Annotated in this window: 24 protein-coding genes; 12 read left to right on the forward strand and 12 right to left on the reverse strand. The window is 64.2% G+C overall.

Annotated elements, in window-relative coordinates; all coding sequences use genetic code 11:
• The 6 genes from WC739_RS14610 to WC739_RS14635 form a co-directional block, all read left to right on the forward strand.
• Positions 1 to 397 (forward strand): (2Fe-2S)-binding protein (locus WC739_RS14610; RefSeq protein WP_372953744.1); only part of this gene is annotated, 397 nt, incomplete at its 5' end.
• Positions 394 to 1452 (forward strand): xanthine dehydrogenase family protein subunit M, encoded by a 1059-nt coding sequence (locus tag WC739_RS14615; RefSeq protein ID WP_372953745.1) that lies wholly within the window; start codon positions 394 to 396, stop codon positions 1450 to 1452. The genes WC739_RS14610 and WC739_RS14615, both read left to right, overlap by 4 nt.
• Positions 1442 to 3703 (forward strand): xanthine dehydrogenase family protein molybdopterin-binding subunit, encoded by a 2262-nt coding sequence (locus WC739_RS14620; RefSeq protein ID WP_372953746.1) that lies wholly within the window; start codon positions 1442 to 1444, stop codon positions 3701 to 3703. Before WC739_RS14615 ends, WC739_RS14620 begins: the two co-directional genes overlap by 11 nt.
• A 163-nt stretch (positions 3704 to 3866) precedes the next feature.
• A complete protein-coding gene (locus WC739_RS14625; RefSeq protein WP_372953747.1) occupies positions 3867 to 4346 on the forward strand; it encodes a (2Fe-2S)-binding protein in 480 nt (159 codons plus the stop codon).
• On the forward strand, positions 4343 to 5326 hold the full coding sequence (locus WC739_RS14630; protein ID WP_372953748.1) for a xanthine dehydrogenase family protein subunit M: 984 nt from the start codon (positions 4343 to 4345) through the stop codon (positions 5324 to 5326). The genes WC739_RS14625 and WC739_RS14630 overlap by 4 nt, the downstream gene beginning before the upstream one ends.
• Positions 5323 to 7620: a xanthine dehydrogenase family protein molybdopterin-binding subunit gene (locus tag WC739_RS14635; protein WP_372953749.1), complete on the forward strand. Its 2298-nt coding sequence runs from the start codon at positions 5323 to 5325 to the stop codon at positions 7618 to 7620. Before WC739_RS14630 ends, WC739_RS14635 begins: the two co-directional genes overlap by 4 nt.
• Positions 7621 to 7678: 58 nt before the next feature.
• On the opposite strand, the gene WC739_RS14640 is transcribed toward WC739_RS14635, so the two are convergent.
• The 7 genes from WC739_RS14640 to minC all read right to left on the reverse strand — a co-directional run bounded on the left by WC739_RS14640 (position 7679) and on the right by minC (position 14851).
• Positions 7679 to 8560: an EamA family transporter gene (locus tag WC739_RS14640; protein ID WP_372953750.1), complete on the reverse strand. Its 882-nt coding sequence runs from the start codon at positions 8558 to 8560 to the stop codon at positions 7679 to 7681.
• Positions 8561 to 8712: 152 nt separating this feature from the next.
• The gene (locus tag WC739_RS14645) at positions 8713 to 9795 is read right to left on the reverse strand and encodes a sensor histidine kinase (RefSeq protein ID WP_372953751.1); all 1083 of its coding nucleotides are present in this window, start codon (positions 9793 to 9795) and stop codon (positions 8713 to 8715) included.
• Between the two features lie 115 nt (positions 9796 to 9910).
• Entirely contained in the window at positions 9911 to 10951 is a 1041-nt protein-coding gene (locus WC739_RS14650) for a sensor histidine kinase (protein WP_372953752.1), read from the reverse strand.
• A complete protein-coding gene (locus WC739_RS14655; protein ID WP_372953753.1) occupies positions 10952 to 12439 on the reverse strand; it encodes an ATPase domain-containing protein in 1488 nt (495 codons plus the stop codon).
• Between the two features lie 411 nt (positions 12440 to 12850).
• Positions 12851 to 13123 (reverse strand): cell division topological specificity factor MinE, encoded by a 273-nt coding sequence (gene minE, locus WC739_RS14660; RefSeq protein WP_372953754.1) that lies wholly within the window; start codon positions 13121 to 13123, stop codon positions 12851 to 12853.
• A complete protein-coding gene (gene minD / locus WC739_RS14665) occupies positions 13120 to 13935 on the reverse strand; it encodes a septum site-determining protein MinD (RefSeq protein ID WP_372953755.1) in 816 nt (271 codons plus the stop codon). Before minD ends, minE begins: the two co-directional genes overlap by 4 nt.
• A 79-nt stretch (positions 13936 to 14014) precedes the next feature.
• Positions 14015 to 14851 carry a septum site-determining protein MinC gene (gene minC, locus WC739_RS14670; RefSeq protein WP_372953756.1) on the reverse strand — a complete coding sequence of 279 codons (837 nt, stop codon included), beginning with the start codon at positions 14849 to 14851 and terminating at the stop codon, positions 14015 to 14017.
• Between the two features lie 251 nt (positions 14852 to 15102).
• Here minC and WC739_RS14675 point away from each other — a divergent pair, with 251 nt between their 5' ends.
• From WC739_RS14675 to WC739_RS14700, 6 genes are all read left to right on the forward strand, one after another.
• Positions 15103 to 15636: a hypothetical protein gene (locus WC739_RS14675; RefSeq protein ID WP_372953757.1), complete on the forward strand. Its 534-nt coding sequence runs from the start codon at positions 15103 to 15105 to the stop codon at positions 15634 to 15636.
• Between the two features lie 152 nt (positions 15637 to 15788).
• Complete coding sequence (locus WC739_RS14680; protein ID WP_372953758.1) at positions 15789 to 16946, forward strand: DNA adenine methylase; 1158 nt, start codon at positions 15789 to 15791, stop codon at positions 16944 to 16946.
• Entirely contained in the window at positions 16943 to 17656 is a 714-nt protein-coding gene (locus WC739_RS14685; protein WP_372953759.1) for a hypothetical protein, read from the forward strand. The genes WC739_RS14680 and WC739_RS14685 overlap by 4 nt, the downstream gene beginning before the upstream one ends.
• On the forward strand, positions 17607 to 18626 hold the full coding sequence (locus WC739_RS14690) for a beta-ribofuranosylaminobenzene 5'-phosphate synthase family protein (protein ID WP_372953760.1): 1020 nt from the start codon (positions 17607 to 17609) through the stop codon (positions 18624 to 18626). Before WC739_RS14685 ends, WC739_RS14690 begins: the two co-directional genes overlap by 50 nt.
• Entirely contained in the window at positions 18619 to 20229 is a 1611-nt protein-coding gene (locus WC739_RS14695; RefSeq protein ID WP_372953761.1) for a non-canonical purine NTP pyrophosphatase, read from the forward strand. The genes WC739_RS14690 and WC739_RS14695 overlap by 8 nt, the downstream gene beginning before the upstream one ends.
• Positions 20230 to 20827: 598 nt before the next feature.
• A complete protein-coding gene (locus tag WC739_RS14700) occupies positions 20828 to 21169 on the forward strand; it encodes a GcrA family cell cycle regulator (RefSeq protein ID WP_372953762.1) in 342 nt (113 codons plus the stop codon).
• Between the two features lie 103 nt (positions 21170 to 21272).
• Here WC739_RS14700 and WC739_RS14705 read toward each other — a convergent pair whose 3' ends face one another.
• The 5 genes from WC739_RS14705 to WC739_RS14725 form a co-directional block, all read right to left on the reverse strand.
• Positions 21273 to 21962: an RraA family protein gene (locus WC739_RS14705; RefSeq protein ID WP_372953763.1), complete on the reverse strand. Its 690-nt coding sequence runs from the start codon at positions 21960 to 21962 to the stop codon at positions 21273 to 21275.
• The gene (locus WC739_RS14710) at positions 21955 to 23148 is read right to left on the reverse strand and encodes an alpha-hydroxy acid oxidase (RefSeq protein ID WP_372953764.1); all 1194 of its coding nucleotides are present in this window, start codon (positions 23146 to 23148) and stop codon (positions 21955 to 21957) included. The genes WC739_RS14705 and WC739_RS14710 overlap by 8 nt, the downstream gene beginning before the upstream one ends.
• Complete coding sequence (locus WC739_RS14715) at positions 23145 to 24050, reverse strand: SMP-30/gluconolactonase/LRE family protein (RefSeq protein WP_372953765.1); 906 nt, start codon at positions 24048 to 24050, stop codon at positions 23145 to 23147. The genes WC739_RS14710 and WC739_RS14715 overlap by 4 nt, the downstream gene beginning before the upstream one ends.
• A gap of 254 nt (positions 24051 to 24304) precedes the next feature.
• On the reverse strand, positions 24305 to 24874 hold the full coding sequence (locus tag WC739_RS14720; protein ID WP_372953766.1) for an HD domain-containing protein: 570 nt from the start codon (positions 24872 to 24874) through the stop codon (positions 24305 to 24307).
• Positions 24875 to 25050: 176 nt separating this feature from the next.
• A partial coding sequence (locus WC739_RS14725) for a cation:proton antiporter (protein ID WP_372953767.1) occupies positions 25051 to 25420 on the reverse strand: 370 nt, incomplete at its 5' end.

Below are 25420 nucleotides of genomic sequence, written 5' to 3' on the forward strand. Positions count from 1 at the left end.
TCTCACCGGCACCAAGAAGGGCTGCGATCGCGGCCAGTGCGGCGCCTGCACGGTGCTGGTCGACGGCAGGCGCGTCAATTCCTGCCTGGCGCTGGCGGTCAGCCATGACGGCGCCGAAATCCTGACCATCGAAGGCGTCGCCCGTGGCGGAGAGCTGCATCCGGTGCAGGCCGCCTTCATCGCCCATGACGGCTTCCAGTGCGGCTTCTGCACGCCCGGCCAGATCATGAGCACGCTCGGCCTCATCGCCGAAGGACAGGCCGGCGACGATCCCGAACGCATCCGCGAGGGGTTGAGCGGCAATCTGTGCCGCTGCGCGGGCTATGGCGGCATCGTCGAAGCCGTGCTGGAAGCCCAGGAAAACATGGCCAAGACCGACCGGAGGACCGCGGCATGAGGGATTTCGATTACATCAGGCCAACCACCATCCCCGACGCCATCGCGGCGGCGGCCGAGCCGGGTTCGGCCTATCTCGCCGGCGGCACCAATCTGCTCGACCTGATGAAGGGCGGCGTCACCAGCCCGGAGCGGATCGTCGACATATCCCGGCTGCCGGAACTCAGCCGTATCGAAGCGCTGGACGATGGCGGCCTGCGCATCGGCGCGCTGGTGCGCAATGCCGATCTCGCCCATGACGCGGCCTTCGCCAAGGCCTATCCGGCGGTGGCGGAAGCGCTGCTGTCGGGCGCTTCGGCGCAGCTTCGCAATGCCGCCACGGTTGGCGGCAACCTGCTGCAGCGCACCCGCTGCAGTTATTTCTACGACACCGCCAGCGCCTGCAACCGGCGCGAACCCGGTTCCGGCTGCGCGGCGCTTGGCGGCGAGAACCGCCTGCACGCCGTGCTGGGCTGGAGCGACGCCTGCATCGCCACCCATCCGTCCGACTTCTGCGTGCCGCTGGTCGCACTCGACGCCGTGGTCGAGATCGAGGGCAAGGAGGGCCGGCGCCACGTGACGCTGGAGGAATTCCACCGGCTTCCCGGCGACACGCCACAGCGTGAGAACGCGCTGGAGCCCGGCGACCTGATCGTCGCCGTGCGCCTGCCGGCCGAAGCCGCCTCCTTCGCCGCCAACGCCCGTTACCTGAAAGTGCGCGAACGCACCTCCTATGCCTTCGCCGTGGTTTCGGCGGCCGCCGCCCTTGTCGTGGAAGGCGGCAAGATCCGCGCCGCCAGGCTGGCGCTGGGCGGCCTCGCAGCCAAGCCGTGGCGGGCGCGTACGGCCGAGGCCGAGCTGCTGGGCGCCGACGCCGACGAGGCGACCTTCGTTCGCGCGGCGCAGGCCGCCCTGGCCGACGCCAGCCCCTCCGGCGACAATGCGTTCAAGATCGAGCTTGCCCGCCGCATCGTGGTCAGGGCGCTGAAATCGGCCCTGGCTGGAACACCCGCTCTGATGCCTGCTTTGCCTGCCTCCCCGTTCTCGAACATTCCTGGAGCGCGCCATGACGCTTGAACTCAGCCTGAACCAGCAGCCCGCCCACACCAGGCAGGGCTCCAGCATCGGCCAGCCGCTGACCCGCCGCGACGGATTTCTGAAGGTCACCGGCGGAGCGGTCTATGCCGCCGACAACCATCCCGAAGGGATGCTCTACGCGGTGCTCGCCGTCTCCAGCATCGCACGCGGACGAGTCCTGTCGCTCGATATCGAGGCGGCCAGGGCGCACCCGGGCGTGGTCGAAGTGATGACGCCGCAGAACCGGCCGGCGCTGGCCATCGATCCGGATGCCAAGGACAACCCTTTCATGTTCCGGCTCGACCTGTTGCAGAATGACGGCGTCCGCTACCCCAACCAGACCATCGCCGTGGTCATCGCCGAGACACTGGAGGCGGCGACCGAGGGGGCCGCCCTGCTGTCGCCGCGCTATGAAGAACTGCCGGCGCGCGTCGGCCTCGACGACGCCGAAAGCTTCGTGCCGCGCGGTGTCGGCGTCGGCAATCCGCCGGTTCAGCACAAGGGCGATGTCGAGGCTGGCCTGAAATCGGCGGCGACGCGGATCAAGGCGACCTACGAGACGCCGGCCCAATACCACAACGCCATGGAGCCGCACGCGATCGTCGCCGCCTGGGATGGCGACAAACTGTCGATCGACACGCCGAGCCAGGGCCTCGCGATGGCGCAGGGTCGCATTGCCGGCCTGTTCGGCATCGCGCCGCAAGACATCCACATCCGCAGCCCGTTTCTCGGCGGCGGCTTCGGCTCCAAGGGCATGATCTCGGGCCCCCAGGTGCTTGGCATACTGGCGGCGCGGCTCGTCGGTCGCCCTGTGAAGCTGGTGCTGCAGCGCGAGCAGATGTACGGACCGGTCGGCCACCGCGCGCCGACGCGCCAGACGCTGCGCATGGGCATGGATGGCCAGGGCCGGCTGACGGCGATCGACCATCACGCCAGGACGACGTCGAGCACGTTCGACGATTTCTTCGAGCCGGCGGCGGATGCCTCGCACACGCTCTATGCCAGCCCGGCCATCGCCACCTCGCACGATGCCGTGCGGCTGGACACCGGCACCCCGCTGTTCATGCGGGCCCCCGGCGAGGCCACCGGCTCGATCGCGCTGGAAAGCGCCATCGACGAGGCGGCCCATGCCTGCGGCATGGATCCGCTGGAATTCCGGCTGCGGAACTATGCCGAGGTCGAGCCGATGACCGGCAAGCCGTTCTCCTCCAAGGCGCTGCGCGAATGCTACGAACAGGCGGCGGCGGCGTTCGGCTGGGCGAGCCGTCCGCTTCAGCCGCGGCTGATGCGCGACGCCGACGGTTTCCTCACCGGATGGGGCATGGGCACGGCGACGTTCCCCGCCTTGATGTTCCAGGCGGAAGCCCGCGCCGTGCTGAAAAGCGACGGCAGCGGACTGATGGAAACCGGGGCGCAGGACATGGGCCAGGGCGCCTGGACCGCCTTTGCCCAGATCGCCGCCGACGGGCTGGGGCTGGACATAGACCGGCTCGAGTTCAGGGCCGGCAGTTCCGACCTGCCCAATGCGGGCATTGCCGGCGGCTCCGGCCATACGGCGACCGCCGGCATGGCGATCCACAATGCCGGTGCGGCCGTGATCGCGAAACTCGCCGATCTCGCCACCGCCGACGAGGCCTCGCCCCTGTTCGGCGCCGGCAATGAAGGCGTGCTGGCGCGCGGCGGGCGGCTGTTGCGCCGCGACGATGAAAGCCGCGGCGAGACCTACGCCGATATCCTCACGCGCGCCGGTCTCACGGAGATCGAAGGCAGCGGCAAGGCCGCCTCGGACCCGGCATCGCTGGAAGCCTATGCCATGCACGCCCATGGCGCCGTCTTCGCCGAGGTGAAGGTCGACCCGGATCTCGGGCAGGTCCGCGTCACCCGGCTGGTCGGCGCCTTCGCTGCCGGGCGGGTCATCAACCCCAGGCTGGTGCGCAGCCAGTATTATGGCGGCATGATCTGGGGCGTCTCCTTCGCGCTGCACGAGGAAGCGATCATCGACCGGCGCTCGGGCCGGATCCAGAATGCCAACCTCGCCGAATACCACGTCCCGGTGAATGCCGACGTGCCGTCGGTCGAGGCGATCCTGGTCCACGAGGACGACCCCCACGTCAACGCGCTCGGCATCAAGGGCGTTGGCGAGATCGGTGTCACCGGCACGGCCGGCGCTGTCGCCAACGCGGTCTGGCACGCGACCGGCGTGCGGCCGCGCCGCTTTCCGATCCGGATCGAGGACCTGCTCACCGAATAGGTCCGCATCAAGCAGGGGGCCGTTCGCCGGCTCCCCAGACGACATATGCCCGAAGCGATAGCACAGGGCGCGACAGGTCGAAGATGCGGCGAGTTCGCGGTGCTTTGCTTGTCCTGAAACCATCTCAAACGACTTCGCGTCAAGCAACTGGAGCCAGACGCCCATGACCAAGACAACAATCCCTGTTCATCTCGATATCAATGGCCATCGTCACGACCTGGCGCTCGAGCCGCGCGTCACGCTGCTCGACGCCCTGCGCGACCGCCTCGGCCTGACCGGCACCAAGAAGGGCTGCGACCACGGCCAGTGCGGCGCCTGCACCGTCCATGTCGACGGCGAGCGTGTGCTCGCATGCCTCACCCTCGCCGCCCAGGTCGAGGGCCGCGCCGTCACCACCATAGAGGGGCTCGCACGGGAGGGCGAAACGCATCCCGTGCAGGCTGCCTTCCTCGAGCACGACGCTTTCCAGTGCGGTTACTGCACGCCCGGCCAGATCATGTCGGCGGTGGCCTGCATCCGCGAGGGCCATGCCGGCTCGGATGACGAGATCCGCGAATACATGGCCGGTAATCTCTGCCGCTGCGGCGCCTACCCGCACATCGTCGCCGCCGTCCGCCAGGCAGCCCTGGAGGCCGCGTCATGAGGGATTTCTCCTACGTCCGCGCCGCCTCGATCGATGCCGCAAGGCAAGCCGCCGCCCTGCCCGGCGCCAAGTTGCTGGCCGGCGGCACCACGCTGATCGACCTCGCCAAATGCGGCGTCGCGCAACCCGATAGCCTGGTCGACATCACCCATCTCAAGGGGCTGGACCGGATCCAAGTCGACGAGCGCGGCGCCACCATCGGCGCGCTGGCCAGGATGGGCCATGTCGCCGATCATGCGGGCATCAAGAGCCAATTCCCCGCCGTCTCCGAAGCGCTGTGGCAGGCGGCTTCGGCGCAGATCCGCAACATGGCGACGATCGGCGGCAATCTGATGCAGCGCACGCGCTGCCCCTATTTCCGCGATCCCGCCAACTTCCCCGCCTGCAACAAGCGCGAGCCCGGCTCCGGCTGTTCGGCGATCGGCGGCGTCACAAGGGGGCATGCCGTGCTCGGCACCAGCGAAGCCTGCATCGCCATGTATCCCGGCGATCTCGCCGCCGCGCTCATCGCCTTCGACGCCATGATCCATCTCGGCGAGCGCCGGACCTCGGTGGATGAGTTTTTCCTGGCGCCCGGCGCCACCCCCGACAGGGAACACGCCATCGAACCGGGCGAGATGATCACCGCCATCGAGATCCCCTCATCCGCCGCCGCCCGCCGCTCGACCTACCTGAAGATCCGCGACCGGCAATCCTATGAATTCGCCGCCGCGAGCGCCGCCGTCGGCATCGAGTTCGAGGCCGACGGGCGCACCATCCGCGACCTGCGCGTGGCGCTCGGCGGCGTCGCCACCAGGCCATGGCGGGCACGGGCCGTGGAAGACGCCTTGAAAGGGAAGGTGCTGGAGCCGGAAGCCGTCCGCGCCGCCAGCCTGCTTGCCGTCGAAGGCGCCGTCGACCATGGCGCCAACCGCTACAAGATCGAACTGGCGCCGCGCGTCGTCGCCCGCGCCATCCTCAAGCTGGGAGAGACGCCATGACCGTTCACATCAAGAGCCATGGCGACGCGTCCGACGGGGTGCTCGCCGAAGCCGTCGGTGGCCGGCTGTCGCGCGTCGACGGCCCCGCCAAGATCACCGGCGCCGCGCGCTACGCCGTCGAGCAGCAGCTCGACGGGCTCGTCCATGCCGTGCTGGTCGACAGCACGATCGCCGCCGGCAAGGTGCGCGCGATCGACACCGCGCGGGCCGAGGCGGCCCCGGGCGTGCTCAAGGTCCTGACGCCCGACACCATCATCGGCCTGCGGACCGCCTCGGACTGGTTCGGCACGCCGCCGCCCGACAAGCCCTATTGCCCGCTGGCGCGCGACATCACCTTTTCCGGCCAGCATGTCGCGGCGGTGGTCGCCGAGACTTTCGAGCAGGCGGTCGCCGCCGCGGCCCTGGTCGAAGTCAGCTATGACGAGACGCCGGCCATCGTCGACCTCAGCGACGGCAAGGCCGGCGACGGCATGCCGGTCGACGCCATGACCAAGGAATGGGGCGACGCGCCGGCCGCCTTCGCCGCCGCGCCGGTGCGGATCTGCGCCGCCTACAACACGCCGCGCGAATACCAGGCGCCGATGGAGCCGCATGGCCTCATCGCGCGCTGGGAGGGCGACCGCCTGACGGTGTGGGAGCCGAGCCAGTGGCTGGACGGCATGGCCCGCACCTATGCCGAATGGTTTTCCGTGCCGTTCGAGAATGTCCGGCTGGTGTCGCCCTATATCGGCGGCGGTTTCGGCTCCAAGGCGCTGGCGCTGAGCCATGGCGCGGTGGCCGCCTATGCGGCCAGGATGCTCAGCCGGCCGGTCAAGCTGGTGCTGACCCGGCCGCAAACCTTCACCGGCTATGGCGGCCGCGCCGCGACGCGCCAGACGGTGACGATCGGCGCCGGCCTTGACGGCGTCATCCAGTCGATCGTCCATCGCGGCGTCAACGAGACCTCGATCGACGGCATGTGGGTCGAGCCGCTGGGCTCGGTCACCGCGATCATGTATGCGACGCAGAATTTCTCCTCCCGTCAGAATGTCGTGCGGGTCAATTCCGTCGTGCCGGGCGCCATGCGCGCGCCGGGCGAAAACCCCTCGGCCTTCGGCATCGAATGCGCCATCGACGAGCTCGCTTACGAGATCGGCATCGATCCGCTGGAGATCCGGCTGCGCAACTATGCCGAACAGGACCCGCACGCGAAAAAAGCCTGGTCGACCAGGCAGTTGCGCGAGGCGTTTGCCACGGGCGCCGAACGCTTCGGCTGGGCGAGGCGCACGCCCGAGCCACGCTCGATGCGCGACGGCAACCAGCTGATCGGCTGGGGCGTGGCCGCCGGCACCTACCCGGTGCGGCGCGCCCATGGCGAGGCGATCGTGCGCATCCTGGCCGACGGCTCGGTCGAGGTCGAAAGCTCCTCGATCGACATGGGCCAGGGCACCTACACCATCCTGGCGCAGACCGCCGCCGAAACGCTCGGCGTGCCGGCGGATACCGTGGTGGTGAAGCTGGGCGACTCCCGTTTCCCGCGCGCCGGCGTCACCGGTGGGTCGCGGCTGGCCGGCGTGATGACCGGCGCCGTCTACAAGGCGGCGACCTCGGCGCTCGATCAGCTGGTCGGGCTGGCGATCAGCGATCCGCGCTCGCCCTTTCATGCGCTGCAGGCCAACACGCTGGTGGTCGCCAATGGCCGCATCGCCTCGCCGCGTGGCGACGGCCCCGATGTCTCGATCGCCGAGCTGCTCTCCGGCATCGGGCTCGACCGCATCGAGGCGATCGGCGACACCATGCCCGCCAACGCAACCGCCGAGGACCGCTACAAGAATTACACCACCATTTCCATGGCGCTGCCGCACACCGAAGGCGATTATTCCCGCCACTCCTGGTGCGCGCATTTCATCGAGGTGCGCGTTGACGAGGATTTCGGCACGGTGCGCGTGTCGCGCGTCGTGTCGGCCCTGGATTCCGGCCGGCTCTACAATCCCAAGCTCGCCGAAAGCCAGTGGAAGGGCGGCATCATCATGGGCATCGGCCAGGCGCTGCTCGAGGAAGGCATCGTCGACCGCCGCCATGGCCGTATCGTCAACGACAATCTGGCCGACTATCTGGTGCCGACCAATGCCGACATACCCGACATCGAGGTGATCTCGGTCGGCATCCCCGACCTCCATTCCTCGGTGCTCGGCGGCAAGGGTGTCGGCGAACTGGCCATCGTCGGCGTGGCCCCGGCCATCGCCAATGCAGTGTTCCACGCCACCGGCAAGCGCATACGCGACCTGCCGATCACGCTGGAGAAGCTGATCTGAGAGACGCGACGAAGAGGCTGCTGATCTCCCCCGCAAGGGGGGAGATTGGCTACTCACGCTACTCCGGCGAAGGCACTGGCGGCCTCGATGTCAGCGCGGTGCCGGCGGCGGCGACAATCACGGCGGCAATGCCGGCCAACTGCGGCGCGGCCAGGCTCTCGTGCAGGAACAGGAATCCCATCAGCGCGCCGAGCGCCGGCTCCAGGCAGGTCAGCGTGCCATAGATGCGGGCCGGCATGCGGGTCAGGGCCACCATCTCCAGGAAGAACGGCAGCGCGCTGGAGAACAGGCCGACGAGCAGCGCGCTGACCAGGATCGAGGGCGTGAGCAGCACCGCCCCGGCCTGCGCGGCCCCGAAGGGCAGCACCAGCACGGCGGCGATCGCCATGCCGTAGGCGGCGGTGCGCGTGCCGAGCTCGGCTGCGGCCCTCGGCGCCAGTACGATATAGAGCGCCCAGCAGCCGCCCGCCGCCAGCGCCAGCATGACCCCGGTCGGGTCGAGCGGCACGGCCGAACGGATGAAGGGCGACAACAGCACGATGCCGGCCAGCGCCAGCACGATCCAGGCGAAATCCGTGGCGCGCCGCGAGGTCAGCGTCGCCACCAGCAGCGGCCCGGAGAACTCCAGCGCCACCGCAACGCCAAGCGGGATGGTGGCGAGCGCGGCATAGAACAGCAGGTTGAGCACGCACAGCGTCACCCCGTAGCCGATGAGCCATGGCCAGGTGGCGCGTGATGGCAGCTTCTGCCAAGGCCGCAGCACCGCGATCAGCATCAGCGCGCCGATGACCAGCCTGACCGCCGTCGTGCCCTGCGCGCCGATCAGCGGGAACAGGCCCTTGGCGAAGGTGGCGCCGATCTGGATCGACACCATGGCGCCCAGCAGCGCCGCCATGGGCAGGGGCGCCGCTTCGCGCCCGGCAACCGGCGTCGCTGTCACTTGATCTCCTCCCTGCCGTGTTCGTTCAGCCGCTTCGACCGGCGGCCTGGCCGGCAGCTGTGGGCTCCTCGAGCCGGCTTGTCGTGAGGCACGGCCGCACAGTCGGCTGGGGCAAGCCCGCCACCGCGAAGGGTTGTTGGACGCCTGCCCTGTTAGGCGGCCGCCGCCGAGCGCTTGAAGACGATGGTCACCCGCGTCCCCTCGCCGGCGCTGGAGTTCACGTCGAACTCCGCCTTGGCGTTCTCGGTCAGCGACCGGGCGATCAGCGCGCCGAGCTTGCCGGGCTTGGGCCAGGTCTGGCCCTCCGGCAGGCCGACGCCGTCGTCCGCAACGAGGATGCGGCAGCCATCGCCGTCGACGATGCTGTGCAGCGTGATGGTGCCGCCGTCGCGCCCCTGGAAAGCGTGCTTGAGCGCATTGGTCAAGAGCTCGTTGACCACCAGCCCGGTCGGCATGGCGACATTGATCGACACCGGATAGGTGTCGACCTTCATGTCGAGCCGGATGCCTTCGACGGCGTGCGACGTCATCACCGCCGACGCGATCTGGCTGAGATAGACGCCGAGATCGACCTCGTCCCGCTGATCGTCGCCCGACAGCGTCTGGTAGAGGATCGCCAGCGCGTCGACGCGGCCCGCCAGCCGCTCGAAGCTCTTGCGGTCCGGCTCGGCCGCGTTGCGGGTTTCCAGGCGGATCAGCGCGGTGATCATCTGCAGATTGTTCTTCACCCGGTGCTGCAATTCGCGCAGCAGCGTGTCTTTCTCGCGCACGCGTTCCTCGGTCGAGAGCGCCTCCTCGGCATCGCCATGGGCCGAGACGTCGACCAGCGCCACCAGGCGGAAGCAGACCTTGCCGTCGTCATCCTGGATGGCGTTGGAATAGACGTCGACAATGGCAGGCTTGTCTTCCGCCCGCTCCAGCCGGAACGTGCCGACGAAATCGGCAGCCTCGACCACCGCCTCCGACAGCGGCCGGTCCTTCTGCGCGTGCAGGCCGGTGCCGGAGAGGGCCGCCCAGTCCTTCTGCGCCAGCCTCGCCGCCTTCAGGCCCGACAGCTTCTCGAATTCCGGATTGGCATAGACGACGCGCTCCTGCGCGCTGAGGTCCGAGACCGCGATGGCGATCGGAACCTGGTCGAGGAACTTCTTGAACTGCTCGCTTTCCAGCGCGCTGGCCAGGTCGGGTGTGTCGAGCAGCTGCTCGACCGCTTCGGCCTTGTCTGGATCGGATGTCATATGCTGCGCCCGGGACTGTGCATGAACGGCATCAGTATCAGCGATGCGAGGCTCTCGCCATGGCCAAAGCGGCAGGCGACATTTTCACGCGCTGGACGCGGTGGAGGAGTTGCCGTCAGGAATAGGCCGGCACCAGCCTGGTGTCGCGCAACGGCAGCGCCATGTTGAAATGCAGGCCTTCGCGGTGGTAGTTGAGCGCGACCTTCGCGTCGCACTGCACGGTCACCACCTTCTCCAGCAATGTCGTGCCGAAGCCGCGCCGCTTCGGCGGCTCGACCACGGGTCCGTCGCGCTCACGCCAGTCGAGATTGACGATGCGCGCGTCGCCGGCGCTGCCCACCGACCAGCTGACCTCGAGCCGGCCCTTCGGGTGCGACAGCGAGCCGAACTTGGAGGAGTTGGACGCGAGTTCATGGAACGCCATGCCGACCGGGATCGCGAGGTCGGCGACCAGTGCCACATCGGGTCCCTCGAGCGCGATGCGCGGCTTGTCGCGCGTCTCGTAATGGCGAAGCTCGCCCGCCAGCAATTTCTTCAAAGAGGCGGTCTGCCAATAATCGTCGGTCAGCATGGAATGCGTATCGGCGAGCGAGACCAGCCGGGCCGAGAAATCGGTCATGAAATCCTCGATGGTCCCGCTCGACCTGGCGGTCGCCCCCATCATCGCGCGCACATTGGCCAGCGTGTTCTTGACGCGGTGATGCAGCTCGCGGATCAGGAGCTTCTGGCGGTCGGCGACCACCTGCTTCTGTTCGATATAGGATTTGACCTCCAGCTGCCGGGCGCGGGCGCGCAGCGCCGAACGCACCGAATTGGCCAGGCTCGACGCCAGGAAGGGCCGCTCCAGCACGATCAGGTAGCGATCCAGGAAGGCCAGCCGCCTGTCGAATTCGGTGCCGCGCATCACCAGCAGCACGATCGGAAAATCGGACCATGCCGGCTGGTTCTCGAGCCATGCCGCAAGGCCGCTTCGATCGGCGCTGGTCAGCGCCTCCTCGGCGACGACGAGGCACTGCGCCTGGTCAAGCAAGGGCAGCGTCTCCTCGAGCGAGGCACAGATGCGCGTTTCGATCTGGCTGTCGGCCAGGATCGACGCCGCGATCCTGGCGTCCCGCCCGACCGGGGTGAGCACGAGCACAGGGGGATTTGCGGGCATCTATGATCCCATGTCCCTGAGAAGATCGGATTCCTTGCCCTCGAAGGATGGCACGCCGGTGAGGATGCCGCGGAATTCCTCCAGCGGCTCGCCGACCGTGATGCCCGTGCCGCTGATCCGGAACTCGCGGATCGTATCCTCATGCGGGCCAACGCGTTTCTTGACCACCGAGATGGCGCGGCGCAGGCGGCCGCTGCTTTCGAAGAACCTGAGCAGCATCACGGAATCGCAGAGATAGGTCATGTCGATGGGTGTCGACATCCGGCCGATCAGGCCATGATTGGCCAAAAGCAGGATGGTGACGACGCCCTTCTGGTTGAGATAGGTCAGGATCTCGTGCATCTGCAGCACCAGGTGCTGCTCCTCGGACATGGCGTTGAGATAGCCGGTGAGGCTGTCGATGACGACGATGCGGACATCATTGTGTTCCACGCCCGACTGGACCCGCGTCGACAGTTCGCCGGGCGACAGTTCGGCCGGATCGATCTGCTCGAGCAGCAGGGAGCCGTCAGCGACATAGGCCTGGAAATCCATGCCGAGCCCCGCGGCGCGGGCGAGGAAGATGCGCTTGGTCTCGTCGAACAGCAGGATCTGCACGCGTTCGCCACGGGCCAGCGCCGCGTGGCAGTAGGTGCAGGCGACGGTCGACTTGCCGACCCCGGACGGACCCATAAGCAGCGTGCTGGTGCCCCGCGCGAGGCCGCCGCCAACCAGGGCGTCGACGGAGCTGTCGCTCGTGGCCGGGGCACCGTGCTCGCCCACCTCGTGCTCGCCGGCGACGAGCCGTGGAAACACCACGACGCCGCCCGGCCGGATGACGAAATCGTGGAAGCCGCCGCGGATCTGCACGCCGCGCATCTTGATGACCCGCAGCCGGCGCCGCTCGCCGCCATAGACCGGCGACAGCTGTTCCATGCGGATGACGCCATGGCTGATCGAATGCAGGTTGAGATCGTCATGCTCGGCGGTCAGGTCGTCGAGCAGCAGCACGGTGGCGTTGTTGAGCAGGAAGAAACTCTTCAGCGCCAGCACCTGCCGGCGGTAGCGCAACGACCCCTGCGACAGGAGCCGGATCTCCGACAGCGAGTCGAACACCACCCGGTCGGGCTTGATGCGTTCGATCTCGGCCAGCGCCGAATGCACCGTCTCGCCCAGCTCCAGATCGGAAGAATGCACCAATGTCTGCAGCTGCGACGGATCGAGGCTGAGCTCGGGCGGCACCAATTCCAGGATCTCGATGCCGTCAAGATCCCAGCCATGGCGGCCGGCCACGGACAGCAGTTCGCGGCGGCTCTCGGAGAGCGTGATATAGAGGCAGGTCTCGCCCTTGCGGGCGCCCTCGATCAGGAACTGCAGGCCGAGCGTGGTCTTGCCGGAGCCGGGCCTGCCCTCGACGAGATGAGAGCGGAACTTGGCGTAGCCGCCTCTGAGCACGTAGTCGAGGCCTTCGACGCCGGATGCCACTGGTGACGCATCGTCTCTGTCCACGGTGTCCCCTTCTTGCGCTGGTGAACACCCTAACGGCTGGAATTTTCAATGGTTCCAGCGGCAAGGCCGAGGACCGGACGGCGGATCGCGACGCGATTGCCGGGGGCGTTTCGGCGCCGGTCTGCGGTAGCGTGTGGTGGGGATTGGCGTGAGAAAGCCGCGGTCGGCGGGACAGCACCCCCCTCTGCCCTGCCGGGCATCTCCCCCGCAAGGGGGGAGATTGGATGTCGCCAGGCTTTCGCCAATTATCAACGAATAAAGAAAGAGTTGCGGCGCCCAAGCTGCCGATCTCCCCCCTCGTGGGGGTTGAGGAATGGTCCGTGAAGCGGACGGAAAGCCAATTGCTTGGCTTTCCAAATGACGAACGTCCGGCAGGACAGAGGGGGGCGCGAAGGATCGCGACCTTTCCCCCTACCCCGCCATCGCCAGCGGCATGGCGCTCTTGTTGGGGATCTGGATGTCGATTTCCAGCGTCGACATGGTCTCGCCGCGGTCCATCGAGACCTGCAGGTAGTCCTGGTCGATCTGCACATGCCTGGCGATGACGGCCATGATCTCCTCGCGCAGGATGGAGACGAGGTCGGGCTGGCCACGGTTGCGGCGCTCATAGGCGAGCAGCACCTGCAGCCTTTCGCGCGCCACCGGCGCGCTGGAGCGCCGCTTGAAGATGTCGAGCAGGCTCATGCCGCCCTCCTTCCCAGAAGCCGGTCGAGGAAGCCCTTGCGCTCGAAGGGCACGACGACGGGCAATTGCTCGCCCTCGAGCCGCCTTGCGGCGTCGATATACGCCTTGGCGGCGGCATTGAGCGGCTCCGACAGCGTCACCGGCGCGCCGAGGTTCGAGGCCCTGAGCACATCCTGGCTCTCGGGGATGATGCCCAGCAGCGGCACCGACAGGATCTCCAGCACGTCGTCGATCGACAGCATCTCGCCGCGCGAGGCGCGCGCCGCGTCGTAGCGCGTCACCAGCACATGCTTGGCGATCTGCTCGCCCTGTTCGGCGCGCATGGTGCGGGCGTCGAGCAGGCCGATGATGCGGTCGGAATCGCGCACCGAGCTGACCTCAGGATTGGTGACGATGACCGCCTCGTCGGCGAAGCGCATGGCAAGCTGCGCGCCGCGCTCGATGCCGGCCGGGCTGTCGCAGAACACATAGTCGAACACCGAGCGCAGCTTGTCGATGACTTCGCCGACGCCCTCTTCCGTCAGCGCGTCCTTGTCGCGCGTCTGCGAGGCCGGCAGCAGGAACAGCGTGTCGACCCGCTTGTCGCGGATCAGCGCCTGCGACAGCTTGGCCTGGCCCTGGATGACGTTGACGAGGTCGAACACGACGCGCCGCTCGGCGCCCATGATCAGGTCGAGATTCCTGAGGCCGACGTCGAAATCGACCAGCGCCACCCGCTTGCCGGTCTTGGCCACGGCCGCGCCGAGTGCGGCCGTCGAGGTGGTCTTGCCGACGCCCCCCTTGCCCGAGGTGACCACCACTACCTTGCCCATTGAAAAGCCTCCATTGTTGTTGCCTTGTCTTTTTGCCGGGCGGCTTGCTGCCTGCTCCCGGTGTCGGTCGGATTGACTGTCAGCTCAGCGGCGCGACGCGCAGCCCCTCGCCCTCGAGGAAGGCTTGCACCGGCTTGCCGCGCGAAACGCCTTCCATCTCCTCTGCGGTGACGTACCAGCCGTCGATCGCCAGCAGCTCGGCCTCGTTGCGGCGGCAGAAGATCCGCGCGTCCTTGTCGCCCAGCGCGCCGGCCGAAGCGCGCCCGCGCAGCGTGCCGTAGACATGGATGGAGCCGGCCGCGATGATCTCAGACCCGGACGCGACCGAGCCCAGCACGATGACATCGCCATGCGGATGCACGATCGCCTGGCCGGAGCGGATCGGCGCCTTGATCATCAGCGTGCCGGCAGCTTCAGGCTGCACGGCGCGGGCCTCGCCCTTGCCCATCTTGCCGGCGTCGACTTTGGCCGTCTCGGCCTTGGCCTCGCCCGTCTTGGCCTCGGTCGCCCTGCCCTTGCCGTCGCGGCCAGCACTGCCTTCAGGCGCCTTGCCCTCGGCCTCGGCGCTCGCCTTGCGGCCCGGCAGCAGCCCATCGGTCGTCGCCTCCTTGGCGCCAACCAGGACCGGCGGCAAATCGGGGCCGAGCGAAGCGCCTTCGAGCTCGATGGCATAGATGCGGATGCCGCGCGTGAGAAGCTCCGTCACCAGCGCCGCGATCTCGCCGGGCGACGGCTTCAGCGCGTTGAGATCGAGCAGCACCGGCCGCCCGGAAAAATAGCCCGGCGAGTTGCCGATCCAGTGATCGAGCCCCTCCAGCCAGGCAGCCAAAGGCGCCTCCGGCGTCAGCGTGAAAGCGACGAAAGAGCGGGCGCGAAAGCGAATGGATTTGGCCTCGAGGGGAGCGGCAAAAGTCACGGCTGGCGAATCCTTACTGAGAGGTAAACGCTAGCGGCGAGATGGTTAACGAATGGTTAATGGGGGGGGGGTGAGGCGCACTTACTTCGCGTCGAGATTTGGCATAAGCGTAGGCTCACCCGCTCGACGTATCTATCGTTGAACGAAAAAAGAAAGAACCAACATTGGATCCAACCGAAGCAAGATTCCACGCAACACACTCAGCTGCACGCTTGTTTAGAGCTTACGAGCGGCATTGCCTGGATCCGGATTTGGACACGCTTTTTGCAACGCTTAACGCCCTTCATAGCCTCAACGATCGCCTGAAAAATGCCATCGATGACGATCTCCACAAGTTCAGGGAGTTTGTCGCTCTCAAAGCGCTTCGTAATCTGACGCACCATTCAGAAGAGGTGCATTCAAACGTGCGCGTCGTTCCGGCACCCGGACTTAGTGATCTAATGTTCCTCTGCATTGTGAGGCGAGACCAAGTGGAGCATGCAATTGCGAACACCGGAGAAAGATGGCGAGATGTCACACAGCTCGCTTGCGAAACGGTCTTTCATTGGTACGGGCAGGCAGTCAATATTAACCCGTGCATCTTCAACGTCATGGTGCACGTCTATGAAATGTTGGAGAACGTCGAACTAATGTCGGACGATGAGGCGTCTGACGTGTTCAGACAGATTTACTTGTCTGAAACTGAGGACGGCCGCTCCCATTTTGTCGATGGGAAAGTTTCGGGACGAGCGGGAGACATCGATCGGGTTCTCTCCGCCATGGTGGAAAATCTACCGAAGCCTTAGCGCCCAGCCACGATCCTGCAAGTAAGTGACGAAGCAGCGGATGGGCTTGGTCCCATCACGCATGACTGTGCATAGCTTGCTAATCCTTGTAGCGTTCGCGCCGCGGCATGATAGTCCTGAGGCGGGCGCCGAACACGGCGATAGAGGGCATCATGGGCGGAGAAGTTGCCAACAAGGCCGAACAGCGACTTGTGACCTCGTTCGGGCCAGCGACATCGTGCGCCAACCCGAGCACGTTGAAATTGATTCAACCTGTCGCGGCTTCAATAGCCGGCTTTCCGTCAACCCGCTACTATGGCAGCAAACGAAAGCTCCTCCCTTGGATATACTCTCATTTGGGGCCGATCCGCTTTGAAAGCGTGCTGGATGCATTTGGCGGCACTGCCTCAGTGTCGTTAATGTTTAAGGCGATGCGCAAAAGTGTCACCTACCATGATGGTCTACGCTTCAATGAGGACGTTGGCCGGGCCGTTCTTCGCGACAAACCTGTTCTGAGTCGTGACGCCGTAGAAAATTTGTTGGGTAAAGTCGAACCCCGGCATGGGACAATCGCAGAACAGTTTTCAAATGTATTCTTTAAGGACGACGAGAATGCGTGGCTCGATGGTTTTTTCAGCATATTTGAAAGAGATTTTCTCTCTGCCGAGGATCGCTCTCTACTACGATACATAATCTACCAGGCTTGCTTGAAAAAACGTCCCTTTAATTTATTCCATCGCGCCAACATACATTTGCGCAACAACACGCAGGTTAGCCGGAGTTTCGGAAATGCCTCTACCTGGGAGCGGAGCTTCAGCCACCATGCAATGCAAGCCTACGACGAACTTGCTAAATTTTGTTCACCTTGGAGCAGTTCGTGCTCCATACTCCCTTCTGGAAACGCAGAAGACATAGCTCCCGGCTATGACTTGGTCTATATCGATCCTCCTTATATAAGTAAAGAAGAACGAAAAAATCGAGATGACTATTGGCGGCGGTATCATTTTTTGGAAGGTCTCGCTCGATACAGCGAGTGGGAAGACTTGATAGACCGGAAATCCGACATTCGCCTGTTCCCCCCACCTTCTTGGCTCACCGACTGGAGCAGGGCAAGATCCTTTAAGGAAAGACTTTTTTCACTAATTGATACGCATCGTAATTCCATAGTAGTTTTGTCATATGTTTCGGACGCACTGCCCTCTGAAACCGAAATTAAGGCCCATTTCGAGGATCGCTTTTCGCAGTTTTCTATCCATTCTTGTGAGTACAGTAGTGCACTGAGTAAAATGAGGAAGCGCGAATTACTTTTTATTGGACATCCGCGGACATGAATTTCGAAACAGGTAGAGTCGGCGTGCCCCTCTGGGTCATACTCTCGGGAGCAATAACTCTTATTGCGGCCCTGTTTGGCTATTGGTATTACACGTTGGACGAAAACGACGTCAAACTCGTTGGATTTGTTGGAGGAATTGTCACAGGATTAATAGTCTACCTTGCGACCTTCCTGACGTTGATACGACCCATCCAGGAATTGGACAAGTTTCGAAGTATGGGGGTCAAAGCGTTGCTCGCCAATAGACACAACCAAACCTACTATAGAGATCTTGTCGCGTATAGTACCAGGCGGGTTGATGTGATGGGCGCCTCATGCAGCCGCTTTGTCCAAGATTTTCTGGACATCGAGAGCGAGGACAAGGTGTTGGTCGACGCACTTAATAGATACAGCCAGCTCAAGGTGCGACTGCTGATACCGGACGACAAACACATGGGCGAGGATGCAGGAACGCGTGCTCGTAGCATGCTGCCCAAGATCGCCGCTCTGCGACAACAGTTTGGAGATCGGGTCGAACTCCGGCGTTTCAAAAACACGGCACATCACAGTTTCGTACTAGCTGATAACAACCTAGTGGCCGGACCCATCTTCGAGGGCGACAAAAGCCGGTATGCTCCGGCCGTCCACGTGGCCGCAGATACGCCATTCGGCCGGAAATATGACGATCATTTCGACACGATATGGGATTCCTCCAACGCGCATGCGTGAAATACGAGTTGATGCCCACCCACGCATTCATCTAGGTTTGCTGTCCCTGCACGAGCAAGCGCCGCGCAAGAATGGGGGAATTGGTTTCGCCCTCAAGGGCCCCGTTGTAGAAGTGACGCTACGCGAGGGTTCAAACCTCACAATCGATGACGCCCGCCGAACGCCAATGACGTCAGGTGAACTGCTTTCTTTGATGGAAGTTCTTGAACACTTTATGTGTGCACATGGACTGTCAAGATGCGGGTTGATCAGAATTGGTGGTGGGATGCGGACTCATGTCGGCATGGGGTCAGCCACAGCTATTAGACTGGCCGCAACCGAGGCCCTCGCGTTGCTCAACGAGAGGACGCTCTCTGCTGCCGATCTAGTTAACGCATCGGGACGCGGCGGAACGTCCGGTATCGGCATCAATGCCTACTTCAAGGGTGGACTCGTGTGCGACCTCGGGCGGCCAAATGATGGTACGCCACATATGCCTTCATCTCTGAAGGCACCGGTTCGCGCGCCCTTAGCGCTTCCAATTGTTTCGATGCCATCCTGGCCAATGCTGCTGTGCCTGCCGCGCCTAATTAAGGCCAAAACACAACAGGAAGAGGTTGAGTTCTTTCAACGCACCACTCCACTTCCAGCAGCAGCAAGCTACGAGGCTTCCTATATTGCCTTATTCGACATTTATGCGGCTGTGAGCGAATGCGATTACCACAACTTTTGTCAGGGAATTGCAAAGATTCAGAAGACCGCCTGGAAGCAAGCCGAGTGGGCAGAGTATGGGGAGCCCCTTCGTTTTCTTGCCAAAGCATTATTGGATGCAGGTGCGGACTGTGTAGGAATGTCAAGTCTAGGGCCAATGTTGTTCTGTTTCGCTGATACCCAACATCTGGACGCGATTGCCGCTTGTGCAGATGCGATGGACTGCGACGTGCATTTCACGTCGCCCGTGAACGCTGGCCGTCACGTCAGCCATGCGTGAATTGACATTCTTCACGACCAACTCGACTAAGCTCGCTCATGCGAGATACTTAGCCGAAGGTCATCACATCAGGATTCAAGGATTCAGACAAAGGACTTACCACGCAGATTACGTCGAGCCTCGCTTGGCGACACGCGAGGCTATCCTAGAAGCCAGTTACAGAAGCGCTAAGGCGCAGATACTAAAGGCAGGCTTTTCGGAGGCGACCCATCCATTCATTCTAGAGGACACTTCTGTTCGTATTGACGCTCTTAGCAGGGAAGGCGTCGAAGTCCCCGGGGTCGACATTAAGTATTGGATGGAAGATCGTTCATTCGAAGATTTAGATAGAACCCTTGTTGCAACCGGCGGAGCCCGCTCTGCTAGTGTGCGCTCAGACATATTGTTGTACGTCCCGACCAATTTCAGAAAGAGTTGGGGAGTTGACGCGGAGTACATAATTTTCACGGGAGTACAGCATGGCCATATTGTTCAACATGAACATTCCTATAGAACAAATCTAGTTTATCCTTGGCTCGACAATAAGTCATTTAACAAGTGGTTCCAGCCAGATGGGTGTGACGCTCCGCTTGGAGCTTTACCAATAGGGGTCGCCGACACTGTCGATTTTCGTCGAAAGTCTTTTAACTCGCTTTTTTCGTTTTTGGAACAACGAAACTACATGACTAGATACAGTTCACAGATGGAACTGTCTTTGGACAAAAAGCCCAATATAATCCTCTCCGGGTACACGTGCTCGGGTAAAACCACTGCAAGTCAATATCTTTCCAGATCGTTCGGCTACCTTCACGTCGAAGCAAGTGATTTCATGCATCTCAGTTATTATTATCGCCACGGCTATCGAGGTCCTCTGTCGATTGGCGACTTTGCAGAGAATGCGTTGGCGCAGAAGCCGACGATAGCTGCTGAAAAGGTAGTGGAGTATATCTTGGACAACCTTCCATATCCCGTTGTGATTTCGGGATTTCGAGCTCAGCCTGAGGTCGTTTTTTTGGAACAGGAAATGGCATCACGTGGCAAGCATTTCTTAAAGCTGTTCGTTGATGCAGATGAGCAGGTCCGATTTGAACGCCTCCGCGCCCGTGCTCGTCCGGGGGACAATCTTTCAATTGACGAATTTCGGGCACGAGATGCCCAGCAGTTGCGAATGGGCTTGGAGAATATTAGGCAGTCTGCCGAGGTACTTTCAATCGATAACAACGCTAGTTTGCGTTCTTATTTTGATCGCATCAATTTGCTCGTCGGCGGGGAAAACGAGGACAAGATTGACATCGATTCCAGCCTAACCGCAGTTTCGAAAATCAGTGAAGTGGGCTTGGCAGACGCCATTTTGGTCGCGCTTTTGAGCGTATGGAAAGATGACGAGTCCCGGCGCTTTTATACAACTACAGAGATGGCAAAATTGCTCCTATTAACGTTTCCTAGCATTAGCCCAAAGCATAAGGATAACATAAGTAGATATTTCAACCAGGACTACTATGCTTACTACGAGATATCTACAGATAGCGGGAGGCGCACCAAGAAGTACCGCCTCTCGAACACCGGGTACGGCCTAGCTATCCGTACGCTTAGATCGATGCTCAGACGTAAGAACAATAGTTGATTGAATAAGATTGCATCGAGTCAAAGCACTCGAACATGCAAACCACCTCACCTATCCCCACCCTCCTCAATCCGTGCCTTTTAGCCCCTTCGCCGCCTCGCCAGACCGCGCTTCCAGCTCCGGCGCCCCACGGCAGACATCCACCACGCGGTGCGACCATTTCAGGTAGCGCGCCGGGCTCTTTGCCCGGAACCGCTCGTCGGGTCGTTCAGAACCTCCTCGACATTCGGGGTTTGGTCCGCGAGCTTGAGCCTCTTGGTGCGGATGCTGGCCTTGGCGGTGTGGTCGACCTGGCGCTGGAGGCGCGGTTGCGGGCGGATCGCTGACATCGGTGACGAGCGCCGCCACCGCCTCGCCGAACTGCTCGCGCAGCGCGCTCGGAGCGGTTTGGGTTTTTGGACGAGAACGGCGGCAGGATCCTGAGCGTGAACGGCGGCGCGCGCTCAAAAGGCCTCTACACCTCCGCCAAACCCCGGCCGAGGGGGCCGCACGATGCCACGTCGCCCGCGTTTTCGCCCCGCAGGTGTGTCCTTAAGTCGCAAACGATCGCCCTCCGAAACCGCGCGCCGCCCTTCATAACCGGCCCGACAATCCCCATATGCTCATCCAAAGCCCTCAAAACGAGAGAAGCTCGCCCGACGTCGCACCGCGGCCGTCAGCCGGCGGTGGCTATGAACGAAAGGATGCTGGAACCATCATGCCTGCGAATATCAAACCAATTTCGAGAGACGTCCCCCTCATTCAGCTCGGCGTCTATCAGTGCCGCTTCCCCGTGAGCGAAGACCGGTCAGTCCCTGGCGGCTACCGTTTTTGCGCCGGGCCGACGTCGGCCGATCGCGTCTACTGCGATCATCACCACAGCATCGTGACCGCGGTCGACCCTCGTCGAGCCCGCCCGGCCCGCCCGGGTCTCCATCTGCCCCAACGGCGCGCCGCTTAGGCTGCGTCTTGTTGGGCTGAGGCCTCCGCGCCCTGGCAGCCGGCGTCACCTCGTTGGCTATCATGTTGTCCTGAAATCTCTTTTGCAATTCGGCAACCCCGTTTCAGTCGACGAAGCGCGTCCTGTCGGACTTGAGGACGGCGCTGGCGAATTCGGGCATTTCCAGACCTTGGCGCACCTTGGTTTCAAGCTCCTGCTCGGCCGCCTTGATGGCGTCGAGCCGCGCCAGCACTGCCCTCGCCTCCAGGCGGGGCACCACGGCGACGCCATCGCGGTCGCCGACCAGTATGTCTCCCGGCGAGATGGTCACGCCTCCCAGCACCACCTGGAATCCGACCGTGCCTGGACCATTGCGCGCCGGCGAGTTCGCGATCACCCCGGCACAGTAGACCGGCAAGCCGACCGCCTCGATCCCGATGACATCGCGCACGAGGCCGTCGGTGACGAAGCCGGCGACCCCCTTGTTGCGCGCCATGCCAAGCACGAGATCCCCGGTGACCGCCGCCCCGGCAAAGCTGTCGGTGGCCGCAACGATGACATCGCCACGTGCCGCGACTTCCAGCGCCCCGAACAGCGCGAGATTGTCGGAAGGGCCGCACTGGCAGGTCACGGCGACGCCGACCAGCGTGGCAGCAGCCGGCGAGAGCGGCTTGATCGCATGGTGCAAGGCTCCCCGCCCGCCCATGGCGTCGACGACCTGGCTGACCGGCACGCCGGCAAAGGCACTGACAATGTCTGCCGCGGGCCGTTCGAAACGGCGCTTGATGGTGAGCAGCGGCGGGTCTTCAATCATGTGGCAGCCTCGTAGCTTGAAGGAAGGAAAGACAGTCCGGACCGAGGTCGGCAAGGCTGCGCGCCCCCATCAGGCCCATCACCCGGTCGATCTCCTTGCGGTAGAGGTCCAGCACGTGCCGCACCCCATCTTCGCCGGCGACCGCGAGCCCCCATAGCTGTGGCCGGCCGATCAGGCAGCAGGACGCTCCGAGCGCCAGCGCCTTGACGACGTCGGAGCCCCGCCTGATGCCGCCGTCGATCAGCACCGGAATGCGGCCGGCGATGGCCGCGACGACAGCCGGCAGCGCGTCCAGCGTCGCGGCGGCGCCGTCGAGCTGGCGTCCCCCGTGGTTGGACACGATGATGCCGTCGATCCCGCGCGCCACCGCCTCGGCGGCCTCGCCGGGATGCAGGATACCCTTGAGCAGCAACGGTCCGGACCAGACGCTGCGCAGCCAGTCGACGTCCGCCCAGGACAGCCCGGGGTCGAGCAGAGCGGCCATGCGGCCCGCCAGCGCGCCAACCGTCGCCGTCTCGCCGGGACGCAGATAGTTGCCGAAGGTCAGTTTCGGAAGCCGGGTGCGCATGCGCAGCAGCCACGCCGCCTTGGTGGCGGCCGCCAGCGTTCCTGCCACGCCGAAGCGCGGCGGGATGGAAAACCCGTTGCGGATGTCGCGTTCCCGGTTGCCGAGCAGCTGGTTGTCGACGGTGAGCACCAGCGCGCCGTATCCTGCGGCACGCGCCCGATCCACCATGTCCTGGGTGAAGCCGCGATCGGTATAGACGAACACCTGCATCCACCGCGGGCTCGCCCCGGTGGCTGCTATGTCCTCCAGCGTGCACACCGAGCCGTGGCTCGCGCAATAGAAGGTGCCGGCAGCTGCCGCGGCTCGTGCCGCCGCGCGCTCGCCGTCGGGCCAGAATAGCCCGGCCAGTCCTGTCGGCGCGATGCTGAGCGGAATGGCAAGCTTCGCGCCGAAGAGGTCGAGGGAGAGATCCCGTGTCGCCGCACCGTTGAGGGGTCGCGGCAGGATGGCAACCTCGTTGAAGGCCTCCTCGTTGCGGCGCAGCGTTCGCTCATCCTCGGCGCCGCCATCGGCGAAGTCGAACACCGGACGGGGCAAGGTTCGCCGCGCTGCGTCGCGGACCGCGGCCACGCTGTACAGGCGCTTCAGCGCGGCCGGGGCGGTCGAGGAGTTGCTCACGATTTCCTACCGCCGATGCGACCGTGGTGCGTCGGTCCTCCGCCGCCGGGAACACGCACACGGCAGAGCGTGCCCTCGAAGGAGGGGTCGCTGCCGGTCGCCAGCACGCCGGCACTCGACACCCAGAGCATCTCGCCTGAGAAAACGCAGTTGGTCGTTGCCTTGCCGCAGATGAAGAAACCTTCCGCCGTGCCGTCGGGCTTCAGCACATGAATGCCGTTGGCGGCAATATCCGTGACATAGAGGCGGCCATCGGCTCCGACCTTCAGCCCGTCCGGGATCGGATTGGCCCCAGGCAGGCGGCCAAGGTCTTCGACGTAGCCATCCGGCCGCTGCCGCTTGACGCGGCCTGTATAGGACTCGCCCCAGACGATCGAGCCGTCGGCCTCGATCGCCACGCCGTTCGGGAAGGTCGGCTCATCGAAGCCGACAGCAACAGACGCACTGCCATCGGGGTTCACGGCAAAGATGTAGCTGGGGTCCGGATTGCCGGGGTTGTATGTGCCGGGATCGCTGAAGATAAGCCGGCCATCGGCGGCAAAGACGAGATCGTTTGGACCATTGAGCCGAATGCCCGCAATCTCGGTCAGCAGGATCTCCGGCTTGCCGCCTTCGGCAACGCGCTGGATCGATGGCGTTGTCATCTCCGCGGCCCGCCAGGGTCCGGTCGTGCCGCCGTTCTGGCAGACATAGAGCAGGCCGTCGGAACCCAGAACGCACGCATTCGGCGCTCCCGCGACATAGGCGAACTGCCGGGCGGTTCCTTCACGATCGATGGCGGTCAGCTGGCTGCGATAGCTTTCGACGATGACAACGCGCCCATCCGGGAGCATCGTCGGCCCCTCGGGCCAGCCGAGGCCGGTCGCGACAATCTCGACCGCCAGCTTTTCAACCTCGTTCATGGCGCCCCTCAGACTGGCAGCCTAGCAAGATTTGTCAGACATAATCCAGCCGTCTACGCGTTCGTTGAAGACACGCCGTTCCCCGGTCTCTCGTTCTTCTTGCGCGGACAGCGCCGTTGTTTGCCGCCCTTGAGTTTGCGGATCATCTCGCTCCCCCTCGGACCAATCAGGATCCGCGTCTGTTCTTGAGGGCGGCGCTGGCCAAATCGGGATAGTGTTAGACCGACAGAGCGAACATCACCCACCGGTCAGCCCTATCCACCTCCAGCCTCCTCCAGCCGCGCCTGCAGCCCCTTCGCCGCCCTGTCAAACCGCGCTTCCAGCGCCGGCGCCGCACCACGGCAGACTTCCACCACGCGGCGCGACCATTTCAGGTATCGGGCCGCGCTCTTCGCCCTGAATCGCTCGTCGGGTCCGTTCAGCACCTCCTCGACATTCGAGGTCCGGTCCGCCAGCTTGAGCCGCTTGGTGCGGATGCCGGCCTTGGCGGTGTGGTCGACCTGTCGCTGGCGTCGCGCTTTGCCCTTGAGCCCGGGCGGGTCGCTGACATCGGCGACGAGCGCCGCCACCGCCTCGCCGAACTGCTCGCGCAGCGCGCCCTCGTCGGTATCGGTGTATTCGAGCGTATCGTGCAGCCAGGCGGCCGCCACCAGCACCGGATCCAGCGGCCTGATGCCGGCGCACATCGCGGCCACCTCCGAAAGATGGACGAGATAGGGATCGCCCATGTCCTCGCGCATCTGGTCCTTGTGGGCATGCGCGGCAAACAGCGCCGCTTGCGAGATCCGCCTGATGTCGCGCGGCGTGACCTTACGCGCGCTCATGCGGCACCGGATCGGCTGACGGCTGGGTGTGGATCATGGCGGCCATGTCCTCCATCGGGTTGGACCAGGCTTTCCATATATCGCCCGGCTTCGATCCTGACAGGGTGGCGCGGTCGGGACTTTGCAGCCGTGTTCCGGCCGGTGCCTCCAGCCGGTCAGCCTATCTGACGAGCCCCTCACCCGCGCGCGCCGACACCCTCATCCTCCTGCTCCTCGCGCTCCGCCCTCCCCGCCTCGTGCTCGTCGGGGTCGCGGCCCTGGCTGCGGTCGAGGCGGCGCATGATCGGAGTGACGGTGAGGCCGTGCATCAGGATCGACAGCAGGATCGTCAGGCCGACCACCGCCCACAGCCGGTCGGCGCCGGGATCGGCCTTCATATGGTTCAGCCCGTAGGCGAGATAGTAGATCGAGCCGACGCCGCGTATGCCGAAGAAGGCCAGGATCAGGCGCTCGCGCAGATTGGTGCGGTGGCCGATCAGCCCGATCAGGCCGGACACCGGCCGGATCACCAGCAGGATGGCCGCCACGGCGGCGACGTCGGTCCAG

Source organism: Mesorhizobium sp. (genome assembly GCF_041661565.1).
In the GTDB taxonomy this organism is placed as follows: domain Bacteria; phylum Pseudomonadota; class Alphaproteobacteria; order Rhizobiales; family Rhizobiaceae; genus Mesorhizobium.

What these genes read in the sequence shown, in the direction of transcription:
- WC739_RS14615 (WP_372953745.1), top strand. Translation starts at nt 394, where the DNA reads ATGAGGGATTTCGATTACATCAGGCCAACCACCATCCCCGACGCCATC.
- WC739_RS14620 (WP_372953746.1), top strand. Translation starts at nt 1,442, where the DNA reads ATGACGCTTGAACTCAGCCTGAACCAGCAGCCCGCCCACACCAGGCAG.
- WC739_RS14625 (WP_372953747.1), top strand. Translation starts at nt 3,867, where the DNA reads ATGACCAAGACAACAATCCCTGTTCATCTCGATATCAATGGCCATCGT.
- WC739_RS14630 (WP_372953748.1), top strand. Translation starts at nt 4,343, where the DNA reads ATGAGGGATTTCTCCTACGTCCGCGCCGCCTCGATCGATGCCGCAAGG.
- WC739_RS14635 (WP_372953749.1), top strand. Translation starts at nt 5,323, where the DNA reads ATGACCGTTCACATCAAGAGCCATGGCGACGCGTCCGACGGGGTGCTC.
- WC739_RS14645 (WP_372953751.1), bottom strand. Translation starts at nt 9,795, where the DNA reads ATGACATCCGATCCAGACAAGGCCGAAGCGGTCGAGCAGCTGCTCGAC.
- WC739_RS14650 (WP_372953752.1), bottom strand. Translation starts at nt 10,951, where the DNA reads ATGCCCGCAAATCCCCCTGTGCTCGTGCTCACCCCGGTCGGGCGGGAC.
- minE (WP_372953754.1), bottom strand. Translation starts at nt 13,123, where the DNA reads ATGAGCCTGCTCGACATCTTCAAGCGGCGCTCCAGCGCGCCGGTGGCG.
- minD (WP_372953755.1), bottom strand. Translation starts at nt 13,935, where the DNA reads ATGGGCAAGGTAGTGGTGGTCACCTCGGGCAAGGGGGGCGTCGGCAAG.
- WC739_RS14680 (WP_372953758.1), top strand. Translation starts at nt 15,789, where the DNA reads ATGGGCGGAGAAGTTGCCAACAAGGCCGAACAGCGACTTGTGACCTCG.
- WC739_RS14685 (WP_372953759.1), top strand. Translation starts at nt 16,943, where the DNA reads ATGAATTTCGAAACAGGTAGAGTCGGCGTGCCCCTCTGGGTCATACTC.
- WC739_RS14690 (WP_372953760.1), top strand. Translation starts at nt 17,607, where the DNA reads ATGACGATCATTTCGACACGATATGGGATTCCTCCAACGCGCATGCGT.
- WC739_RS14695 (WP_372953761.1), top strand. Translation starts at nt 18,619, where the DNA reads ATGCGTGAATTGACATTCTTCACGACCAACTCGACTAAGCTCGCTCAT.
- WC739_RS14700 (WP_372953762.1), top strand. Translation starts at nt 20,828, where the DNA reads ATGCTCATCCAAAGCCCTCAAAACGAGAGAAGCTCGCCCGACGTCGCA.
- WC739_RS14705 (WP_372953763.1), bottom strand. Translation starts at nt 21,962, where the DNA reads ATGATTGAAGACCCGCCGCTGCTCACCATCAAGCGCCGTTTCGAACGG.
- WC739_RS14715 (WP_372953765.1), bottom strand. Translation starts at nt 24,050, where the DNA reads ATGAACGAGGTTGAAAAGCTGGCGGTCGAGATTGTCGCGACCGGCCTC.
- WC739_RS14720 (WP_372953766.1), bottom strand. Translation starts at nt 24,874, where the DNA reads ATGAGCGCGCGTAAGGTCACGCCGCGCGACATCAGGCGGATCTCGCAA.